This is a genomic window from Dehalococcoides mccartyi CG5 (assembly GCF_000830885.1).
Lineage (GTDB): Bacteria > Chloroflexota > Dehalococcoidia > Dehalococcoidales > Dehalococcoidaceae > Dehalococcoides > Dehalococcoides mccartyi_B.
Genome location: NZ_CP006951.1, coordinates 1,289,790 through 1,310,442, shown reverse-complemented (window position 1 = coordinate 1,310,442; position 20,653 = coordinate 1,289,790). Strand labels below are relative to the sequence as shown.

The window sequence follows — 20,653 nt, the reverse complement described above, 5'->3', positions numbered from 1 at the left end:
ATGAGGCAGTCACCGTAAGACTGCCTCATTTGGTTTTAGTTCGGAGAAGTTATCTGGGTTTGTTCAAATTGCTCAGGTGGATTACTTTTTTTCAGGTGTTTTATTTTTACCACGGGCCTGAGTAGAGCTGAAAACGCCTGAAAACTGGGTGGTTACCGGACTGCCGAAACTGCGTTTGCATTCAGTTGTCCCGCATTTCGGGCAGGTCTGGGGGGTATCCCTGTCATCTACTTTCAGGTTTACTTCAAAAACATATTTGCACTTGGTGCAACTAAATTCATATAGTGCCATGTTTATTTCTCCCGGAATATTTGCTTAGAATATTTTAGAAAATCAGGACAGGGTTGTAAAGTGTCTTGAAATACAAGGTTTTGGGACAGGAATATCAAATTTGGATTAAAAGCAGTTTTGTCCTCAGGTACGGTGTGCAAGAGGACACTTATGGAGAGCTGATAAATATCCCACCCTTGAGTAATGGTTACGGATTATCACGGTTCTCTCCGGGCGGTGTATCATCCAGCTTTTCGGGGTGAAAAAGGGCCATATGGAGGACACAGGCAGCTGTAGCCCGGTTGGTAGCCAGCGGAATATTGTGGGCATCACATATCCGCATCAGGGCGGTAACATCCGGTTCATGGCTTTTACGCTTCAAGGGGTCACGCAGGAAAATTACTGCTTTGATTATGCGGCTGGCCACAAAGCCTCCCAGCTGCAGTTCTCCGCCGTCAGGGCCGCTTTCCTTGAGTATAACCGGCAGTCCGGTGTGTTTTTGGATAAGTTCACCGGTGCTTCGGGTAGCAATAAGGTGATGCCCTTTCATCAGATGGGCATACGAGTGTATCAGTTGCACCATGTCTTTTTTGCAGTTATCATGGGCAATAAGCCCCAGAGTTATTTTAGGTTCTTCCACTTATGTTTCTCCTGAGGATGCCTCTCTGCTTTCCGTAAATGTGATTCTAACAGCAAATTATTAAGCCCTTGCTAAGCTTGCATTAAGATTGTGTTAAATTTGCTGGCATGGATAGAGTATATTCTGTTATGTAAATTAGCTAATAGTCTTCCAGCTTTGGAGTGGTTTTGACTTTAAACAGGCCAATACCTAGAATGTAAATCTACTATTTACACTATGATAAAATAGAGGAGCCTACAGGGGCTCTTCATCTTTTTTTGAGGATTTGTATTTTAAAATGATAGCGGGTTTATTGCTTGGCGGAGGGTTTTTACTACTGGCCGCTGCCCTGACGGGCATTGTGTTTAATCATGGCAGTAAAAAAGTCTGGCAAGGGGTACTATGGCTGGTTATAGCGGCGGCGCTATGCTTGCTTATTGGGTCTTTGCAGATATTTTTCGGTAATCCGCTGGATATTTCCCTCTGGAGCATTGCATCCGGGCTGGACATAGCCTTTCATCTTGACCGTCTGGCATCATTCTTTGTCATAATAATCAGCCTTATTTCTCTCTGCGTAGCCGTGTATTCGCTGGGCTACAATAACCATATATCTTCAAACGAACGAGCCAATCTGCTCTCAGCCTTTATGGCGGTCTTCATACTCTCCATGATAGGCGTGGTGGCCTCGGCCAACACCTTTAGCCTGATATTTTTCTGGGAGATTATGGCACTAAGCTCCTTCTTTTTGATGATGAATGACTATCAGGAGTCTTTTACCCAGCGGGCGGGCATTTATTATTTCGTGCTTACCCAGCTTAGTACGGTTTTCTTGATGCTGATGGCCGTAGTTATGTATATTCAGAACGGCAGTTTCGCACTCAGCCTGAGCGGTGCATCCTCCGTCATCCAGAGTCTGGTTTTTGTTCTGGCATTTCTGGCATTCGGAATAAAGGCCGGTATCATACCCCTTCACAAGTGGCTGCCTTATGCCCACTCTGCCAGCCCTTCAAATGTCTCTGCCCTGATGTCCGGGGTAATGCTGAAAGTGGCCATTTACGGCTTGGTACGCTTCCTTATGGATGTGCTTAGCCCGGAAATGTGGTGGGGTGTGGGAATACTCCTGTTCGGGGCAATTAGCGCCCTGTTGGGGGTTATATATGCTCTTAAAGAGCATGATTTAAAGACCCTGCTGGCCTTTCATAGTATTGAAAATATCGGCATTATCCTGATGGGTATTGGTCTGTATGTTATTTTTGGCTTGTATGGTCTGGATACGCTGGCTATGCTGGCACTTGGTTCAGCTTTGTTTCACAGTCTGAATCATGCCATTTTTAAAAGCCTGCTTTTTATGACCGCCGGTTCGGTGGTAATTGCCGTGGGTGACCGCAATATTGAAAAAATGGGCGGGTTGATTAAACTAATGCCCTACACTTCTGTTATCTTTCTGGTGGGGGCAGTTTCCATATCGGCTTTGCCTCCCTTCAATGGTTTTATGAGTGAGCTGATGCTCTTTGAGTCTTTTTTCCAGTCCTTCTCTCTGGCTGAAAGCAGTATAAAGATACTTCTTTTCAGTGTACTGGCCATACTGGCTCTTACTTCAGCTCTGGCGGCCGCTTGCTTTGTAAAGGCCTTCGGGACGGTCTTTCTGGCTATGCCTCGCAGTCAGGAAGCAGCCTCTGCCAAAGAAGTTTCAAAAAGTATGATTATAGGGCCGGCCATACTGGCAGTTGCCTGTCTGGTATTGGGTCTGTTTGCTGTCCAGATATTTTCGGTAGCCGGTTATAGTTTTGACCTGCCGGATATGTCACTGGTTGGCTTGGTACTGGTTATCTTCGGGGTTTTGGTTTTCGGCATGGTCAGGCTGTTTTCGCCCCGAAAAAGCCGCCGGAGCGAGACCTGGGCTTGCGGCTATGTTCGCCCAACTCCCCGCTTTGAGTATACTGCCTCCGGTTTTGCCGAGCCCCTTTTCCAGATATTCCGGCTGATATACCGCACCCGCCATTACAATGAACGCAGTTACGAAGATAACCAGCAGGCTATTTTCAAACAGGGCAAATCAGCTATTCACACCATAAAGTTTTTTGATGAGTATATTTATCTGCCGGTTGCCGGTTTGTTCGGGCGTATTTCCCGTTTCATATCCCGCCTGCAGGATGTTGATTTGGGCAGCCATATCCTGTACAGCTTTATAACTGTTTTGCTGGTTATACTGGCGGCAAGGTGGCTGTGGTGAGCTGGAATCTGGTTTTATACGGTTTTATCAATACCGCGCTGGCACTGCTGGTGTCGCCCCTCTTTATCAGCCTGATTAAAAAGGTTAAGGCTTATGCTCAGGGCCGGGTAGGGCCGCCCATTCTCCAGACCTATTACCAGCTTTACAAGCTTTTCAAGAAAGAACGGGTTTATTCTTACCAGACTTCATTTATAATCCGCCTGACCCCCTACCTGAGTCTGGCCTTTATGATGGTGGCGTCACTGTCTGTGCCGCTGGTCTTCATACCTGCGGCAGACCCCGGTCTGGGCAATATTATCCTGTTTTTATACCTGATGGTCATGGCACGCTTCTTTATGGCACTTTCGGGGCTGGATGCCGGCAGCAGTTTCGGAGGTATGGGCAGTTCCCGTGAGATGACTCTTTCAGCCATTATAGAGCCGGTTATAATTATTGTCTTTGGAGCGCTGGCATACGTGCTTCAGACTACCAGCCTGTTTGATATGTTCGGTCAGGTGCGGGAAAACAGTTTCTTATCCAATCCCAGCCTGATACTTACCGGTATTTCACTCTTTATTATCCTTATTGTAGAGACTTCGCGGATACCGGTGGATAACCCTGAAACCCATCTGGAACTGACCATGATACACGAAGCCATGACACTGGAATACTCCGGGCCGGATTTGGCTCTTATCGAGCTTTCACATGCCCTTAAACAAACCCTGTTGATGGGGGTGCTTTTAAACATTGTAGCTCCCTGGGGGTTGGCATCGGAGCCTGCGGCGGGTGGAATAGCAGTAGCGTTTCTGGCCTTTGTGATAAAGGGCAGTCTGCTGGCCGTGGGAGTGGGTATATTTGAATCCCTCATGGCAAAATTCCGGCTTTTCCGGGTACCCGGTCTGTTCATGCTGGCCTTTTTCTTTTCCTTTATCACCGTTATATTTAAATTTTTGGCGTAGAGAATGTTAGAAAATATACCCCTAAATGACATACTGAAAATACTGCTGGTGCTGGTGCTGGTCACATCTTCGCTGGTTCTCTGGCAGCGCAGCCTTACCAGTTTGTTTAAAACCTATGCCTTGCAGTCACTGCTGGTGGCATTGGTAGCCATGGTATTTTTTATAAATGACGGTCACCTTACTCTGCTTTTTATTGCCCTGCTCACCCTGTTCGGCAAGGTATTTCTGATACCCCGTATCCTAAACCGGATACTCCTCCAGATGAATATCCGGCGGGATTTGGAATTCCGCTTTCTTTACCCGGTGAGTTCGCTTATAGTCAGTATACTGCTTATATTCGGGGTCTATCAGGTGTTTTCAAACCTTATGGGAGAAGTTATGCCTGACAGGCTGTTTTTTCTGGGAGCGGTCATAGGGGTATCCATGGCACTAATGGGCATGATGGTTATCTTCAGCCGCAAGAAAATGCTGACCAAGATTGTAGGTTACCTGAGCATGGAAAACGGGGCAATACTGTTTGGTTTATTCGTGGCAGAGCTGCCTTTTATATTGGAAATACTGGTTTTGATAGATCTGGTGATACTGGTACTGCTGGTTACGGTGCTGGCTTTCGGTATAGATTCAACCATAGAGGATTTTCACCCCCGCTTTACTCCGCTGGGTGAGTGGTTCAAGAAAAAGTAATGGAAAATCTGATACTTGCAGCTTATATATTACCGTCAGTGCTTCTGGGCGGAATACTGCTGGGCATGCGTTTATTCCGAGGCAGTATGTCTCCGGGCATACTGGCCGGATTTAGCTTGGGGCATGGCTTGTGGCATCTGGGGCTTAGTCTCTGGGTACTTTTAGTCTTGCCTTTGCCCCATTATTTCATGGAAAGCCGTTACTTATTCGTTGACCAGCTGGGTATATTTCAGGTGTTGATTGCCTCAGTGGTGTTTATATTGGCGGCGCTTTATTCCCGTGGTTATGTCAGCCACCTGCTTTCAAACAAAGAGCTGGATATAGAAAACCTGCCCGTTTTCTATATCGGTTTTAATCTGCTTCTAAGTGTGATTACCTTTGCCTTTTTCTCAAATAATCTGGCCCTGTTCTGGCTGTTTTTAGAGCTGAGCACTCTTTTTTCGGCCCTGCTTATAGCCACCCTGAATGCCCGTGACAATCTGGTAGCTGCCTTGAAATATATTTTTATTGCCTCTACCGCCATGATATTTGCCTTCATAGGGCTTATTATTCTTTTTTCCCTTACCCGGCAGGCGGGCAGCCCCGGTACCTTGAACTGGGATGAGCTGGCCAGTCTGGCTCCCCTGCTTTCGCCCTCGGTGCTGGGCTTAAGTGCCCTGCTGATACTGACCGGGCTTCTGGCCAAGAGCGGTCTGGTCCCTTTGCACAACTGGTTGCCGGCGGCTTACGCCAAAGCTCCGTCAGTGGTTACTGCCCTGATGTCTGCCACGGTATTAAACATTGGCATAGTGGGTATCCTCCGCCTGAGCGCCCTGCTTCGCCAAAGCCAGATAGGTGAAACCTTTTCAAATGTGTTGGTAGGTTTGGGCATACTCAGCATAGGGGTAGCCGCTTTCAGTATGCTGTCCCGCCGCAACCTGAAGAAACTGATCGGTTTTTCCAGCATAGAGCATATGGGAATCATGCTGCTGGCTATCGGCATAGGTACACCTCTGGCGGTATTCTGGATGCTTTTCCATACACTGGCGCATTCATTGGTCAAGAGCGGGCTGTTTTTTTCGGCCGGCATTATCCGCCGCCAGTACGGCAGTGACCGTTTTGACCGTATATTTGATATATTCCGCCTCCAGCCGGTGGCTGCTTGGGGGGTTATAATGGGAAGTGCCGCTATTGTAGGTCTGCCCATGTTCCCGGTTTTTCTGTCTGAACTTAATATACTTATTCAGCTGGGGGGTGTTTCTGTCTGGCTGGTGTTAATGGTGCTCTTTTTCCTGTTGCTGGTGGCTTCTTCATTCGCCATTTTTCTGCTCAAGGCCTTTACCCGCAGTGAGAAAAATACCGACCGCCCTGTTTTCCGTACTCCCCTGTCCATGAAACTGCCGATTTATATTATTATGGCCGGGGTGGTATTTTTAGGGGTCTGCCAGCCCCAGATGCTGGCTGATTTCCTGAACCAGATAGTAAAGGGTTTGGGTTTTTAAGCTATGAAAATACCTGAGTTGCATAATTATCTGGCCGAATTTTTAAGCCCGGCTATAAATCCGCTCAAGCTGGAAAAAGGGGCTAACAAAGACTATTATCTGTGGCTTGACTGGACGGAAGCGGCAGCCCTCTACCCGAAGCTGGCTGAAGACGGGTTTGGGCTTATCGGGTTATTCGGAGTGGAGGGTTTTCGGGGTTATCAGGGGCTTAGCCTTTTATATATATTTGAAAAAAGAAATTACTCAGGGACACTGGTAATTATCCGCCGGGCAGACAGCCCGGTTTCCTCAATTGCCGCCATTTTCCCGTCCGCCTGTTATTTTGAGAGAGAAATACGGGACGGCTACGGCTGTGAATTTGAAAATGCCTTTGACCGCAGACGGCTTTTCCTGCATGAAACCTACCCTGCTAATTTTCATCCGCTGGCAAATAGTTTTAAAAACCAACCGCTCAGTTTGCCTGCCGGGGTGGAAAATGAAGCCCTTTATCCATTTAAAAAGATAAGCGGTGAAGGCGTGTACGAAGTCGGAGTAGGACCGGTACATGCCGGTATTATTGAACCGGGGCATTTCCGTTTCAGCGCTATAGGCGAACCTATCTTGAATCTGGAAGTCAGGCTTTTTTATACCCATCGGGGGCTGGAAAAACTGGCTATGGGCAAGGATATAGATTTCGGCCTTAAGATAGCCGAAGGTATAAGCGGTGACGAATCTGCCGCCAATACCTATGCTTACTCTTCGGCAGTTGAACATATCTGCTCTTCCCGTCCTCCCCGCCGGGCTGAACAGCTTCGGTTAATACTCCTTGAGATGGAAAGGCTTTATTCGCACCTGGCAGACCTTAGCGGTATGCTTACAGATGTAGGCTATCCGGTGGGGGCGGCTTCCCTGTCGGCTTTGCGTGAAGAACTTATGCGCTGGAACAAACGCCTTACCGGCTCCCGCTTTTTAAAGGGCATAATTGCCCCCGGCGGCTTGCTGAAAGATATACCCGGTGAGCTTATAACCGAACTTGCAGATTACCTGTATGCCTTTGAGGGCAGGTTTAGCGAACAGGTTGAGAAGGCTCTTGCCAAAACTTCGGTGGTAGACCGTTTTGAGACCACCGGCATCGTAAATAACCGCTTGCTTATCCCCCTGAATATTACCGGGGTGACAGCCAGAGCTTCCGGTGAGGCCATAGACACCCGTTTAAATCAGCCTTACGGTTTTTATCCTGAGCTTTCGTTCAAGCTGCCTGTTTTGCCTGAAGGTGATGTAATGGCCAGATTCAGGGTGCGGCTCTCAGAGGTGCAGACCTCACTTGGGTTGATACTAAAGACCGCTGCCAAACTTTCGGCCGGTGAATATGCAATCCCGCTAAAGCCGGTAAATGGTTACAGTCTGGTATTGGTTGAATCTCCCCGCGGGCAGTCCCTCCACTGGCTTTGGCTCAGGGACGGCAAAATAGAACGCTATAAAGTGCGGACAGCCTCTTATTGCAACTGGCAGGCCATAGAGCATGCGGTACTGGGGGATATTATTCCGGATTTCCCCCTGATAAACAAAAGCCTGAATCTGTCTTATGCCGGAACAGACCTGTGAGGTATTTGCCGTGAAGAACGTTTTAAATAATATGTTCGGGCCCAAGATATGCAAACAGATGCCTCTTGGTGATGCTGAGTTTGATAAACTGGGGTTTGCCCTCAAATCCGAGATAAATACTATCTTCGGGCGGAGTCTGGCTATTCGGGCACTGGACAGCGGCAGTGACAATGCCGCTGAAATAGAGCTTAACAACCTTTCCAATCCGTATTATGATGTGGAACGTTTCGGTATCAGCTTTGTGGCTTCTCCCCGCCATGCAGATATACTGATAGTCACCGGTGCGGTTACCCAGAATATGGCTATTGCAGTCCGCAAGACCTTTAATGCTATGCCCTCACCCAAGCTGGTGATAGCCTTGGGCGATGATGCTTGCAGCGGCGGCATTGCCAACGGAGGCTACGGGGTGTTGGGCGGGGTAGATAAAATCCTTCCGGTAAACTTAAAAATACCGGGCAATCCTCCTGAACCCGCCCAGATAATAAATTCTTTGCTGGGGCTTATGCAGTCCCTGCGTAAAAAGTAAGCACCTTCCGGCTTTAACCCGCTAAAAAATATGAACTATCTTCAGTAAACCGCTATCCGGTTATCCATCCTCACTTTCAGGTATCCGCAATCTGTAAAAATCCGCCTGTTATCCGGTATTGACGGGGCATATAGGCAGGATATATAATTGCAATTAATATTAAATGCAACAAGACGCAATAATATCCCAGTTGCAAGTATTACTCGGATAAAACCTGAGGAATGAAAGGAGCAGCAGACTATGGCATGTTTTTTAGTGGTTGCAGGGGAAGCGGCCGTTACTACGGTTGTTCAAAAAGTAATAGAGAAAAAAGAAAAACAACCGGGATCTGAGATTAAAAATATTTCAGGTTTAAGTTGGAGCCGGAAATTAGGCTGGTTAAACAAAATGCTCTGGGGAGGTACTCTGCTCTTGGCTTTGGAGCATGTCTGGCATGGAGAGGTTGTGCCTTGGTGGCCATTTCTGACGGCTATGGAAAACCCGGCTGATATCGCCCCCATGCTGCATGAGATGGCTACTGTCGGCGGTGCTATGGCTGTTACGGTCACTGTCGTCTGGGTAATTATGGTGCTTATTGCTGAAGCTAGGTTAAAAGCATCTGCCAAGGTTAATACTGCTGGAGCAGGTGTGTAATGTGGCTGATAATGACTCTGGTTGCCGCCCTAATCACCACCGCTATCTGGTATATAAAAGCCCCGGATGACAAGTACAAGCTGGGTTTTCTGAGCCTTATGTTCTGGGGAGCAAGTATTATGTGGCTGGTTGATCATGTAATAGCCTATTTACAGGAAGGCGGTGAATTTCTGGAAATCAATCAGGACGCAATCTTGTTGGGGGTTAGCGTAATTATATTTGGATTACTGGTTTGGGAAATATCCCTGCTACTTAGCGACCCCAAAGGGGTTATTAAAAAGATTTTAGCTAAACAGTAGTTGCCAATATCCATATCTCGGGGGCGGCTAGCGGTCGCCCTTTTTATTATCCGGAATCGGCAGATACAGAGAGATGTATTGCCGGAACTGGTCAGGTGCACCCGTTCCCCTGCAGGTATTTCAGACACTTCCCAGTTCAGTTATTTAAAAAGAAGATGGATTTTGCGGTCAAACCGGCAATATAATAATTAAAAGGCTATACAAAGGAACATGATGATGTCTGAAAAAGTAATATGGAAAGACAAGTTGCGGGCAGATCCTGTCCCTTGGTTACTGGAGCCAGACCAAGCCCAGCCGGCAGTCCGTTACTTTACCCTTAAAGATATTATCGGCTGCGGGGAACATGATGCGGAACTGAAAGAAGCCAAGGCAGCTATTATGTTAAGCGGCCCGGTCCCGTCCATATTGGCAGCCCAGTCGCCGGAAGGATACTGGTTGCACTCCGGTGCGGGTTATTCCCCCAAATACCAGAGTACCGTTTGGCAGATTATTTTTCTGGCTCAGCTGGGGGCGGATAAATCTGACGCCGGAGTCAGAAAAGGTTGCAACTATCTGTTTGAATATAACCTGTCCAAAGGCGGCTGGTTTTCTTATAACGGTACCCCATCAGGCTTTCTCCACTGTCTGGCTGGCAATCTTGAATCCGCCCTGATAGATTTGGGATGGCTGGAAGATGAACGCTTGCAAATTGCCGTTGAGAAACATGCCAGATTCATTACCGGTGAAGGTATGGCAGACTCCAAGACTATGGGTGTGACCGACCGTTATTACATGTACACCCCGGGACCTATGTTCAGTTGCAGCCCTAATTCAGGATTGTCTTGCGGCTGGGGGGCTGTAAAATCACTCAATGCCCTTAGTAAAATCCCTCCGTCCAAGCGTTCCCCGGCCGTAATACATGCACTTGACCGTGGCTTGAGTTTTTTGCTTAAGTACAACCCTGCCGCGGCGGATTATCCCTTTGGTACCGGTGACAAACCAAGCTCCAGCTGGTTCAAGTTTGGTTATCCCATGGGCTATGCGGCTGATATCCTGCAAACGCTGGATGTATTGTCCGCTTCGGGCTATGCCCGTGACCCCCGCTTGGCCGAAGCTCTGGATTTAGTACTTGCCAGGCAAAACCCCCAAGGACGCTGGCCTATGGAATGCCGCTTTACCGGTAAAACATGGATGGGAATGGAAAAAAACAGACAACCCAGCAAGTGGATTACCCTGCGGGCTCTCAGGGTTTTAAAAGCGGCTTTTCCGGAGTAAGCTTTTGATGTGGTTTTGTAACGCTGTAAAGGCTTTTCGTTTCTTGCATAGTATATAGTGTAAGTATATACTATGCACTATAGAGTGGTTAAGATGAGAAAAACAGATATAGTTAAACAAGGGCTGATGCGGATAAGTGAAGTCGCCAAAGCGGCGGGTGTTTCTTTGCCGACTATACACTACTACACCCGTGAAGGTTTGCTATTTCCCTCACTCAAGACTGCTCACAATATGGCCTACTATAGCCCTGATTGCGTTGAAGATATCCGTCTAATCAAAGAATTCCAATCAAAAAGATTTCTTCCTTTATCCGTAATAAAACTTATACTGCAGGCCAAGCGGGATGGTCAGGATGTAAAACATGTGTCCGAGATGGAATCTGTGCTGGGTGATATATTCCAGCCAATGCCTGATGAAACCCAATTCGTAAGTATATCTCTGGCCGAATTGATATCTGTCTCGGGTTTAAGCGAAACAGATGTAAATGAATTGATTGCCATGGGTGTTATTATAGCGTCAGAAACCGAAAACGGGCCGGTATTTGATGGCATAGAAACACGTATAGCCCAAATAGCCAAACGGCTGTTGACGTTTGGCTTAAAACCAGCTGATTTTGAGATTTATCAACAGTACATGGAAATAACCCGTAGTGAATTTAAGACTATGCATGAGATTATCCATCACCTGCCAAACCACGAAGTAATTCCGCTTGGGGAACTGTTTAAACTGGTAAGTGACTTCAAGGGGTGTTTGGCTACCAGAATCTATCGGCAGGAAGCCCGGCACCTTCAGGAACATAGCTAAACGCAAGGAGAAAACTGGTGAGACTACGCAACCCGATACAGAGACAGAACGCGACTGAATATATTTATCTTGATACGGCTAAATGTAAGGCCTGCTGGAAATGTATTGAAGCCTGCCCCAATGGTGTGATTGACAAGGTGAATCTGCCATTCCACAAGCACGCCCGTATCAGCTGCCCGGAGCACTGTAAAGGGTGTTTGAAATGTGCGAAGGTCTGTTCTCAGCAGGCTATTACACCTGTACATTCTAAACTCCATTCTGGAGTTGCCAGATGAGAAGAGCGGTTTGTATATCCATGGCAGTATTATTTCTGGCAACTATAATAACTGGAATAGCGGAAGCTCATGTCCATCCCGGTCATTCCGGCCACCACGTGGCCGTTGCAATAGCATTTATTGCCTCCATACTTATCCATGTAGGGTTAAACAGAAAATCTTTTGCCCGTTATTTATCCGGTTAGGTTCACAAACAGGGATAAGAAATATCATGTTGGTAAAGAAGGGTAGACTAAGTTTGTCTGTGCCGGATAAATCCAATCTACCTTAGGTTTAACCTTGTTGATTAGGCAAACCTTTGGTGGAGCTGAGGTATCAATAGGTAGTACTGACAAGGACTTAGAGTTGACCTTTATTCTTTCTGTTTGATGGGATACTCCCGGAAAACTACTTTTGCACCACCAACGAGATAAAGCGTTGTAAATGTGAGATTTAAATTCATGAGGTTCTTTTTCACGAAGTCATCCAGTGTCGGTAAGTTTAATGCTTGCAATCTTTCTTCGGAGAGTTTCGTATCATCGAAAAAGATTATTAGGGATGTATTATCAGGATAGTTTTTATTAGCTTTTCGGTTTGCGGCATCAACAATTCTATCAAGTTCGTTTTTTACGCCTGCTTCTACTGGGGTGGCCGTTTCTGGGATTGAGACCTGAAGATTCTTCCCTTTACCAGACTTGATAACGGGAGCATTAGAGAAGACATAACCTTTATTAAGTAATTGGCATCTGCGCCAATAATCATTTTCCCCCTCATGAGCTTGGGTTATCTCAATGTAAGTTTCAGTCGAGGGTTCTGTTCTTTTATCTATGACTATCGCGTCGTAGTTTTGACTGCCAATAACTGGCTTTAAAAGAATTTGGTCGGTGCTTCCAAACTTATGTTCACCAAATATCGCAACAGGAGCGATTTCCTCAGGTAGCTTTTTCAAAAGCCCATATTGCAACCTGAAAGCGGTTAAACCTTCTTTAGTTGAACAAATATGTCCCACCTTTTGGATTAACCAATTCCATAGCTCAGAAGGGGTTCTTTCTTTTTCTAATTCCGCTTTACTGACGTATTCCATTTAGATTACCATTTGTATTATAACACATGGAAGAGCAGCGAACTGGCGGAATGGTCGGTGTAGAATGGAAATAGTACAAAATTAACCTAGAAGTAACAGAAAAATGGAGCTGAGGGGCTTCGAACCCCTGACCTCTGCGTTGCGAACGCAGCGCTCTCCCAACTAAGCTACAGCCCCATGTAAAGGGCATTATAACATAAGCCCGCTTTAGCATTAAAGCAACCCCCAAACCTGCCTTGCCAGTAGCCAAAGAATATTGATATACTTGCTAGTTAACCAGAGGTAGGTGAAATGGTAACTACAATGACTAAATATGAAACGGTAATCGGTCTGGAAGTCCACGTTCAGTTGGACACTAAAAGCAAGATGTTTTGCCGCTGCAGTACGGACTATGCCAGTGCCGAACCCAATACCCATGTCTGCCCGGTTTGTCTGGGCATGCCGGGGGTATTGCCTACTATAAATAAACAGGCAGTGGAATACACCATTATGTCCGGCTTGGCTTTGGGATGCGATATTGCCCCCTTTACCAAGTTTGACCGTAAAAACTATGCCTATCCTGACCTTATGAAAGGCTACCAGATTTCCCAGTATGACCAGCCGCTTTGCGGCAAGGGTTTTTTAGATATAAATGTGGACGGAGTTATCCGTCGAATCGGCATAACCCGCATTCATCTTGAAGAAGACGTAGCCAAACTGCACCATGAGAGTGATATTAACGGCCAGCCGTATAGCCTTTTGGATATAAACCGTTCCAGCATACCACTGATGGAAGTAGTCAGTGAGCCGGATATGCGCACCCCCGAAGAAGCCCGCCAGTACCTTATGAAACTGCGGACTATCATGCGGTATTTGGGTGTTTCCACCGCCAATATGGAAGAAGGCAGTTTCCGCTGTGATGCCAATATTTCCATAAGGCCTGTAGGTGCAACCGAGCTGGGGGCTAAGGTGGAAGTAAAAAATATGAACAGCTTCAAGGCGGTTTTTTCCGCTCTGGAATATGAAGAAGTCCGCCAGAGGAAAATGGCTGATGAAGGAAAAAAGATAAGCCAGGAGACTCGTGGCTGGCAGGATGAAAAATGCCAGACTGTCTCCCAGCGTTCCAAGGAATTTGCCCATGATTACCGTTATTTCCCTGAACCGGATTTACCTCCCCTGCACATCAGTTGTGACTGGATTGAGGACATAAGGGCCAAACTGCCCGAATTGCCCGAAACCCGCAAGGAGAGGTTTATAAACGGGTACTGGCTGTCCGAATACGATGCTTCGCTTCTGACTGCCAGCCGTGAACTGGCGGATTATTTTGAAGCGGTTCTGGGCGAAACTGATTTCCAGAATATACCGCAGGATAAAGGCGTTAAGGAAGTGGCTAACTGGGTGGTGGGGTCGGTAAACTCTATTATGAATACTGGCGGGGCAGATATTACCGCTTTTGCACTTAAAGTCAGCCCGGCCAGTCTGTGCCATTTGCTGGTGCTGGTTTCAGCCGGCAAAGTAAATGCCGCTACTGCCAAAGCAGTCCTTGAAGATATGTATGCTACCGGACAAAATGCCGAGGCTATTATTGAAAAGAAAGGTCTCAGCCAGATTTCCGACAGTTCCGAACTGGTAGCCATTGCCAAAAAGGTGCTGGCAGATAACCCCAAAGCAGTAGCCGAATATAACGAAGGCAAGACCCAGGTTATCGGTTTCCTGGTGGGACAGATGATGAAACAAAGCAAGGGCAGAGCCAACCCTAACATAGCTATGGAGTTGCTTAAGAAAGCTCTGGAGGAAGGATAAACATGCAAACCTACCTGATTATAGCCCAGATAGTGCTGGCCGTAGCCCTCACTCTGGCAGTCCTGATGCAAGTAAAAGGCGGAGGCCTCGGTGGTATATTTGGGCAGGCAGACAGTGTCTACCGCACCAAAAGGGGTATAGAGAAGACCCTTTTCATACTCACCATCATACTGGTAGTCCTGTTCCTGCTGGTGTCTTTGCTCATGCTGAAATTAAGCTAAAGGAGGCTAGTTGTGGGTATCATTACCCTTACTACTGACTTCGGCTTGCAAGATGCATATGTGGCCGCCATGAAGGGGGTTATACTGAGTCTCAATCCAGATGCCCGCATACTGGATGTTTCTCATCAGGTAGAGCCCCAGAATATTCAGCAGGCGGCCTTCTTGTTGGGTGAAACCTGTCACTATTTTCCGGCAGACACCATTCATTTGGCTGTAGTAGACCCCGGTGTAGGCAGCGGCCGCCGGGGAATTATTTTATCCACTCCGGGCGGCTTATTCATTGGCCCGGACAACGGTCTTTTCAGTTACGCACTCAGCCCGTATTTACCCAAAATCACCAGTGATTTACTGCCGGCAGAAGGTCTGCTTAAACTGGATCTGCCCCGGGGTGTAGAAGCATTCCAGATATCCAACCCGGCTTTCTGGCTTAACCCGGTCAGTACCACCTTTCACGGGCGGGATATATTCGCGCCTGCCGCCGCTTATGTAAGTCTGGGTACTCCCCTTTCGGAGTTTGGTCCACGCCTTAGCTGGATATATGCTTTCCATTTACCTGGTCCGGAGATTGCGGCTGATGGTTCGTTTACCGGACACGTAGTGTATATAGATCACTTCGGCAATCTGATTACTGATATTACTCCCCGGATGTTGCCTTCGGACAAGTCTATCGGGCTTGAGATTTTAGGTCGGACCATTTATGGCCTTTGCCAAAATTACACTCAGGCAAGCGGTTTGCTGGCAGTTATAGGCAGCAGCGGACGGCTGGAGATTGCCTTGCAGGGCGGCAGTGCCGCCGGTTTGCTTTCAGCCCGCCCGGGTGATTGCTTTCACCTTAGTATTTTGACTTCGCCCAAAGGTTAAAAAAGGTTAAAAAAGGGCCCCGTAAAAGATTCGGGGCCCAACTGTATTCTAAGCCGTATTCAATTATCGGGGGAAACCATCGTTCCTTACTTTCCCCGCCCGGCCAAAAAAGCCGGATTTCTCGTTAACTATAGAGTGAGTGAACCGGAAAGCTCAGGAACCTTCGTTGCTCTTTGCCGGACTGATATTAGTCAACTCCCCCTAGCTCCCACCAGCGAAGAGCCTGCGCAAGGGAAAAACCAAGTACATAACCGAGCCTGCAGTTTCTCCAAATGCCTTGCCTCCTTTTGCCGGTATTGGCAAGCAACTTCCTTGCCTACCTCTATTATACCACGCCCTGTATATCTGAAAGTATCATATACGAAAATGCATTACTGATAAACCCTTGCCTCAAGCTGCTGTAAACGCTATTATTAGCATAATCCGGGTATGGAAAGGGGCAGGCAATGATTAAAATTTCTATACAGGGAGCTCGCGGCTCTTTTCATGATATTGTGGCGCGCCACAAATTTCCAGGTGATTCCGAGATTATTGAAAGCAACACTTCCCATCAGGTATTTGAAGATGTCAAAAAAGGGTTGGCTGATTATGGGGTTGTAGCCATAGAAAATTCCCTTTACGGTTCGTTTCTGGAAAATTATGACAATTTGCTAAAATATGAAAGCAAGATAGTCGGTGAGATTTATCTGCATGTTATCCTGAACCTGATTACTCTGCCGGGTGTGAAGCTGGAACAAATACGTGAAGTGTATACCCACCCTATCGCCATGATTCAGGCCGAATCTTTCCTTGAGAAACACCCCAGTGTGATACGCATAGAAAGCCACGATACCGCCGGCAGTGTCCGCATGATAAAAGAAAAGGGACTTAAGACTGCTGCTGCTATCGGAAGCAATCTGGCTGCCCAGCTGTATGATATGAAAATACTGGCTAAAGATATTGAGACTGAAAAGCAAAACTACACCCGTTTCCTTATCATCGCCAAAGACCCTAAATATCCTCCGTTGGCGAACAAAACTTCTCTGGCTATAAAGGCAGAGAACAACGCCGGCAGCCTTTACAAGTGCCTCAAATGTTTTTATGATCAAGGCATAAACCTGTCCAAGATAGAATCCCGCCCTATTATGGGACGTACCTGGGGTTATTACTTTTATCTGGATTTTGAGCGGGGACTGAATACCCCTGAAACCCAGCGCGCCTTGAAGGAACTGGAAAAGGTAACCGAGAGCATCCAAGTTTTAGGCTCATACGAACAGGGCAAAGTATTTGAGGAATAGCCCTGTAGCTTCCTGTAACTGAAAACAGGGTCTTAAAACAAGTGTTATGATAGAATGGCCAGCCTTAAAAAGAGGCTGGCTTTTTTGTGTCCTTCTTTGGCATGTCCCGCAGTCCCAAACGCCGAAAGATTCCTTTTGAATCTCGTCTAGATTTACTCAGATAATATCGCTTTCCTATACGTAGTTTTACTTACGGGAAATAAGTAAAAATGCTTAACCCGTATTACGTATAAAAGCGGATAGTAAATGGCATACGGAAATGTATAATTTATTCATGAATTGGGGTTCACTAATTAAAACATTTTCTTAGTGAGGTGCGGCGAGTGTTATGGCGCTCAGGAGAGACTGGGTGGCGTTGTGGAAGAACAGGTCTTGAGTTAAGAGAATTGGAGGAATTTATGAGCAAGTTTCATTCAATGGTATCCCGCCGTGATTTCATGAAGGGTCTGGGTATGGCCGGGGCAGGTATTGGTGCAGTTGCTGCTTCGGCTCCTGTTTTCCATGACATTGACGAACTTATAGCCTCTGATACAGCTGTTCAGCCGCGTCCCTGGTGGGTAAAAGAGCGCCCCATTGACGATCCCACCATAGAGGTAGACTTCAGCATGATGGAACGTCATGACGGGCGTGACCAGGGACAGTCTGCCAGAGTCAGAGCTATTTATTACGGGGCAGACAGAGTCTTGGGGGCTGCGGCTTTATCCGCTGCCGAACTGGCTGAAAGAACCGCTTCAAATTATCCCGGTTATACTTACCGTTCCAGGGCACTGGCCGGTAGTTTTAAGCGGATTTCTCAGGGTACTTCTCCCGGTTGGGCCGAAACCAAAGACCCCGCTCCGGTAAAAACCCCTGAAGAACGTGGCGAACCGAAGTGGACGGGTACACCTGAAGAGGCTTCACGTATGCTCAGGGCGGCCATGCGGGCTTACGGCGCTTCACTAGTAGGCTATACCGAACTTACCCAGGAACATCGTGACCATGTTATCTTCTCTTATGAGAAGGGTGACTCCAACAACGAAAAATACATTGGCACTACTATTCCTGTCACCGCTGCCCGTCCTATTGTCTTTGAAAATGTGCCCAAAGCATATGAGACTACTGAAAAACTGGTTATCCCTAATGTCCCCTTGTGGGAGATAGCCATGTCAACCCAAGGCTCAAATGAGCTCTGGCGTTCAGCCGGCACTCTGCTTGGCGGTATGGCCAATGGCAATACTTTTTACAATTGTGCCAATCTGCACGCATCCACCTACAACTTCCTGCGGTATCTGGGTTACCAGTTGATTGGTACTATAGGCAACGATGCCCGTTATGTGGGTTCCGAGGGTGGAGCGGCAATCATGGCCGGTCTGGGTGAAGCCAGCCGCCAGAAACTTTACACCCTTACTCCCGAATATGGGGCACCCGGCCGCCTGTATGGTGTGTTGACGGACCTGCCTCTTGAACCTACCCATCCCATAGATGCAGGCATTTACCGTTTCTGCCATTCCTGTCAGAAGTGTGCAGATTCCTGTCCGCCCCAGTGTATATCTAAAGAAAAAGAACCTTCATGGGATTTGCCGCTGACCGAAGGCAAAGAGACTATATACTCAGTAAAGGGCACAAAAGCCTTCTACAACAATCTGCCTCTCTGCCGCCAGTATTCCAACGAAACCTCTCACGGTTGCCGCATCTGCTGGGGTGAATGTACCTTTACCGTTAACCGGGGTGCTCTGGTTCACCAGATTATAAAAGGTACTATTGCCAATATTCCTCTTTTCAACACCTACTTCTACAAACTGGGCGATGCCTTTGGCTATGGCACTGATCCTGAAAAAGCCGAAGCATGGTGGGATCTCAGCCTGCCTACCCTTGGTCAGGACTCAACCATTGTCGCGGCTGATGCCGGTTACGGAAAATAGGAAAGGAGATTAAAGCTTTATGTGGTTTTTTATAGGAATCATAATCGGGGCTTTGGTGCTGGGTTTTATCTGGTGGTTAAGACGCAAGAATCTTAATCTTACCTGGTATGAGTGGGTATTAGGCATACTTGGGCTGTTACTGCTGGTATTTACCCTGCAGAATTTCATGGGCAGCTTTGAAGAAATAGAGTCCAAGGCCGCCTATATGTTCCTGCTGATTACCGGCTTGCCATCTCTTATCCTGTTGGCATTAACATGGCAACTAGCCGCAAGGAGACTTGCTAAAGCCTGAAATCCGGGATGAAACAGATATAAATACTCTCCGGTAAAAACTATTACAGTGCCCGAACCTTAAAAGTTCGGGCACTGGTATTTTTATGCAGACGACTATTTTAGTCTCAAAATGAATGAAATTGAAATTATCTTTCAAAAAGTAAAATAATGTGTTATTATTACTCGCTTTCAGTGTACCGTATTCCTTTTATGACCCTTTAGCATATCTGCCCTAACATTATTTGCTGTGGTTTCAAATTAGCGTGACACAAAAATGAAGTAGGAGGTTGATTAGGTTGTTCAAACGTTGGTGGCCCTCATTCTTAGGCACTCTTTTAGTGGCGGTAGCTTTTATCTGGGTTTATGTGTTTTTCCCGGTTATGGCTAAATTGCCGGCGGATTATGAACAGAATTATTATTTTTCCGGTACTGTTCAGGTACTGAATTCTGCTACCGGCCAGCTTAACCCTGCTATGCCGGTCAATGTTACCCGTGCTCTGAAGGCCAGCGGTCTGGAAGATGATGTTCTGCTTATGGACCAGACGATTACTTTCACCCACGCTCAGGCCGGTACAGAGTTACCCTTTGGTTCAGAGGAAGTTTACGGGCTGGACAGAACTACCCGGGCAAATGTCTCCGGTTACGGGAATATCGACCGCACCGGTCAGTTTACCTTCCCGGCTGATACCCAGCAGCAGGATTATCCTTTCTGGTCTGCAAAAGCCAACCAGAGCCTGACTGCCAAATTTGTTAAAGAAGAGACCTATCAGGGGTTGACAGTATATGTCTTTCAAGTAGACCAGAAAAACATCAATCTGGGTACTTACGGTGCTACCGGCATACCCCAAACCGGTGATTTTCTGATAAATATCAAAGTAGAGCCGGTCAGCGGGGTGCCTGTGTACTCAGATACTACCACCACCCTCAAAATCTCCCCTGCACCCTCAGTCAGCATGCCTATATTCATTTCAACCATAGCCTATACCACTGAAACCATTGACGAGATGGTAAGCACTGCCGAATCCACCAAGAGTATGATTATGTGGGCCAGTGTTTACGCCTTCTGGATAGTGGCAGGCGTGGGTATTGTCTTTATCGGAGTCGGGTTTTTCCGAAGTCGCACTGCCTAGACTTTAATCTTAATCAAATATCAAAGGGGGGAGTGGGGGTTAAACCCTGCTTCCCCCTTTTTTATACCCTTCAGGTAAAGTATCAGATTAGCCGGGCATACCCCCCTTGTATTGCAGGCTATATAGCGGTTATCATGGGAATAAGCGAGCAAGTGTATGAACGATAAATTAAAGAAAACCCGCGGACCGGTGATTGCCGGTAGCCTGTGTATTCTTTCCGGCATATTCGGCATATTGGGAATACTGAATTATTCAGTAGGAATATTCGGGGAGGCCGGGAGCGGATTCGGGAAGGGGGATATCCCGCCCTTTGTGCCCAGTATTATTTTTGATACCCCAATCCCGGCCCTCATAGTTGCACTGGTGGCTTTGGCGGGGGGTATTTTTGCTTTCCGGCGTAAGAAATGGCTGTGGGCGCTGATTTGTGCCATAGCGGCAGCCTGCTCATTTATCCTGACCGGTATTCCGGCGGTAATACTTTTAATCTTGACCAAAGACGAATTTACCAGCTAGCAGTTAATATGACGGCACTCCCCGTTTTGGTT

At 47.1% G+C, this 20,653-nt stretch carries 23 protein-coding genes and 1 tRNA gene; 20 read left to right on the top strand and 4 right to left on the bottom strand.

Going from position 1 to position 20,653, the window contains the following annotated elements:
• Positions 1 to 81: 81 nt before the first annotated feature.
• Positions 82 to 291, bottom strand: coding sequence for an FmdB family zinc ribbon protein (locus X794_RS06920; RefSeq protein WP_011310011.1), 210 nt, complete (start codon positions 289 to 291; stop codon positions 82 to 84).
• Positions 292 to 478: 187 nt separating this feature from the next.
• Positions 479 to 910 carry a methylglyoxal synthase gene (locus tag X794_RS06915; protein WP_011310010.1) on the bottom strand — a complete coding sequence of 144 codons (432 nt, stop codon included), beginning with the start codon at positions 908 to 910 and terminating at the stop codon, positions 479 to 481.
• A 277-nt stretch (positions 911 to 1,187) separates the two neighbouring features.
• Between X794_RS06915 and X794_RS06910 the strand changes: the two genes are divergently transcribed.
• From X794_RS06910 to X794_RS06860, 12 genes are all read left to right on the top strand, one after another.
• Complete coding sequence (locus X794_RS06910; RefSeq protein ID WP_011310009.1) at positions 1,188 to 3,122, top strand: proton-conducting transporter membrane subunit; 1,935 nt, start codon at positions 1,188 to 1,190, stop codon at positions 3,120 to 3,122.
• Complete coding sequence (locus X794_RS06905) at positions 3,119 to 4,060, top strand: respiratory chain complex I subunit 1 family protein (protein WP_012034228.1); 942 nt, start codon at positions 3,119 to 3,121, stop codon at positions 4,058 to 4,060. The genes X794_RS06910 and X794_RS06905 overlap by 4 nt, the downstream gene beginning before the upstream one ends.
• A 3-nt stretch (positions 4,061 to 4,063) precedes the next feature.
• A complete protein-coding gene (locus X794_RS06900) occupies positions 4,064 to 4,744 on the top strand; it encodes a hydrogenase subunit (protein ID WP_011310007.1) in 681 nt (226 codons plus the stop codon).
• On the top strand, positions 4,744 to 6,225 hold the full coding sequence (locus tag X794_RS06895; protein ID WP_041344614.1) for a proton-conducting transporter membrane subunit: 1,482 nt from the start codon (positions 4,744 to 4,746) through the stop codon (positions 6,223 to 6,225). Before X794_RS06900 ends, X794_RS06895 begins: the two co-directional genes overlap by 1 nt.
• A gap of 3 nt (positions 6,226 to 6,228) precedes the next feature.
• Entirely contained in the window at positions 6,229 to 7,809 is a 1,581-nt protein-coding gene (locus X794_RS06890; protein WP_011310005.1) for an NADH-quinone oxidoreductase subunit C, read from the top strand.
• A gap of 10 nt (positions 7,810 to 7,819) precedes the next feature.
• Positions 7,820 to 8,335, top strand: coding sequence for an NADH-quinone oxidoreductase subunit B family protein (locus X794_RS06885; protein WP_041344613.1), 516 nt, complete (start codon positions 7,820 to 7,822; stop codon positions 8,333 to 8,335).
• A gap of 240 nt (positions 8,336 to 8,575) precedes the next feature.
• Complete coding sequence (locus tag X794_RS06880; protein WP_012034224.1) at positions 8,576 to 8,968, top strand: hypothetical protein; 393 nt, start codon at positions 8,576 to 8,578, stop codon at positions 8,966 to 8,968.
• Positions 8,968 to 9,267, top strand: a complete 300-nt coding sequence (locus X794_RS06875) for a hypothetical protein (RefSeq protein ID WP_012034223.1) — start codon at positions 8,968 to 8,970, stop codon at positions 9,265 to 9,267. Before X794_RS06880 ends, X794_RS06875 begins: the two co-directional genes overlap by 1 nt.
• Before the next feature lie 216 nt (positions 9,268 to 9,483).
• Positions 9,484 to 10,521, top strand: a complete 1,038-nt coding sequence (locus X794_RS06870) for a nitrogen fixation protein NifH (protein ID WP_238569781.1) — start codon at positions 9,484 to 9,486, stop codon at positions 10,519 to 10,521.
• A gap of 93 nt (positions 10,522 to 10,614) precedes the next feature.
• Positions 10,615 to 11,325 carry a MerR family transcriptional regulator gene (locus X794_RS06865; protein ID WP_041344598.1) on the top strand — a complete coding sequence of 237 codons (711 nt, stop codon included), beginning with the start codon at positions 10,615 to 10,617 and terminating at the stop codon, positions 11,323 to 11,325.
• A 17-nt stretch (positions 11,326 to 11,342) separates the two neighbouring features.
• Positions 11,343 to 11,600 carry a 4Fe-4S binding protein gene (locus tag X794_RS07515; protein ID WP_011309998.1) on the top strand — a complete coding sequence of 86 codons (258 nt, stop codon included), beginning with the start codon at positions 11,343 to 11,345 and terminating at the stop codon, positions 11,598 to 11,600.
• Positions 11,601 to 11,620: 20 nt separating this feature from the next.
• Positions 11,621 to 11,785, top strand: a complete 165-nt coding sequence (locus X794_RS06860; RefSeq protein ID WP_238569780.1) for a hypothetical protein — start codon at positions 11,621 to 11,623, stop codon at positions 11,783 to 11,785.
• A gap of 167 nt (positions 11,786 to 11,952) precedes the next feature.
• On the opposite strand, the gene X794_RS06855 is transcribed toward X794_RS06860, so the two are convergent.
• Together X794_RS06855 and X794_RS06850 are read right to left on the bottom strand one after the other, a co-directional pair.
• A complete protein-coding gene (locus X794_RS06855; protein ID WP_034376988.1) occupies positions 11,953 to 12,663 on the bottom strand; it encodes a hypothetical protein in 711 nt (236 codons plus the stop codon).
• Positions 12,664 to 12,767: 104 nt separating this feature from the next.
• Positions 12,768 to 12,840 (bottom strand) — tRNA-Ala (locus X794_RS06850).
• A gap of 126 nt (positions 12,841 to 12,966) precedes the next feature.
• Between X794_RS06850 and gatB the strand changes: the two genes are divergently transcribed.
• The 8 genes from gatB to X794_RS06810 all read left to right on the top strand — a co-directional run bounded on the left by gatB (position 12,967) and on the right by X794_RS06810 (position 20,621).
• Positions 12,967 to 14,445: an Asp-tRNA(Asn)/Glu-tRNA(Gln) amidotransferase subunit GatB gene (gene gatB, locus X794_RS06845; protein ID WP_011309995.1), complete on the top strand. Its 1,479-nt coding sequence runs from the start codon at positions 12,967 to 12,969 to the stop codon at positions 14,443 to 14,445.
• Between the two features lie 2 nt (positions 14,446 to 14,447).
• Complete coding sequence (gene secG, locus X794_RS06840; RefSeq protein ID WP_011309994.1) at positions 14,448 to 14,666, top strand: preprotein translocase subunit SecG; 219 nt, start codon at positions 14,448 to 14,450, stop codon at positions 14,664 to 14,666.
• Between the two features lie 12 nt (positions 14,667 to 14,678).
• Positions 14,679 to 15,527 (top strand): SAM hydrolase/SAM-dependent halogenase family protein, encoded by an 849-nt coding sequence (locus X794_RS06835; RefSeq protein ID WP_011309993.1) that lies wholly within the window; start codon positions 14,679 to 14,681, stop codon positions 15,525 to 15,527.
• 446 nt (positions 15,528 to 15,973) lie between these two features.
• Complete coding sequence (locus tag X794_RS06830; protein WP_012034217.1) at positions 15,974 to 16,804, top strand: prephenate dehydratase; 831 nt, start codon at positions 15,974 to 15,976, stop codon at positions 16,802 to 16,804.
• Positions 16,805 to 17,202: 398 nt separating this feature from the next.
• Positions 17,203 to 18,705, top strand: a complete 1,503-nt coding sequence (locus X794_RS06825) for a reductive dehalogenase (RefSeq protein ID WP_034376989.1) — start codon at positions 17,203 to 17,205, stop codon at positions 18,703 to 18,705.
• 19 nt (positions 18,706 to 18,724) lie between these two features.
• Complete coding sequence (locus X794_RS06820) at positions 18,725 to 18,997, top strand: hypothetical protein (RefSeq protein WP_011309990.1); 273 nt, start codon at positions 18,725 to 18,727, stop codon at positions 18,995 to 18,997.
• A 277-nt stretch (positions 18,998 to 19,274) separates the two neighbouring features.
• Positions 19,275 to 20,108, top strand: coding sequence for a porin PorA family protein (locus X794_RS06815; RefSeq protein WP_011309989.1), 834 nt, complete (start codon positions 19,275 to 19,277; stop codon positions 20,106 to 20,108).
• A 156-nt stretch (positions 20,109 to 20,264) separates the two neighbouring features.
• Positions 20,265 to 20,621 (top strand): hypothetical protein, encoded by a 357-nt coding sequence (locus X794_RS06810; protein ID WP_034376991.1) that lies wholly within the window; start codon positions 20,265 to 20,267, stop codon positions 20,619 to 20,621.
• The last annotated feature ends 32 nt before the right edge of the window (positions 20,622 to 20,653 follow it).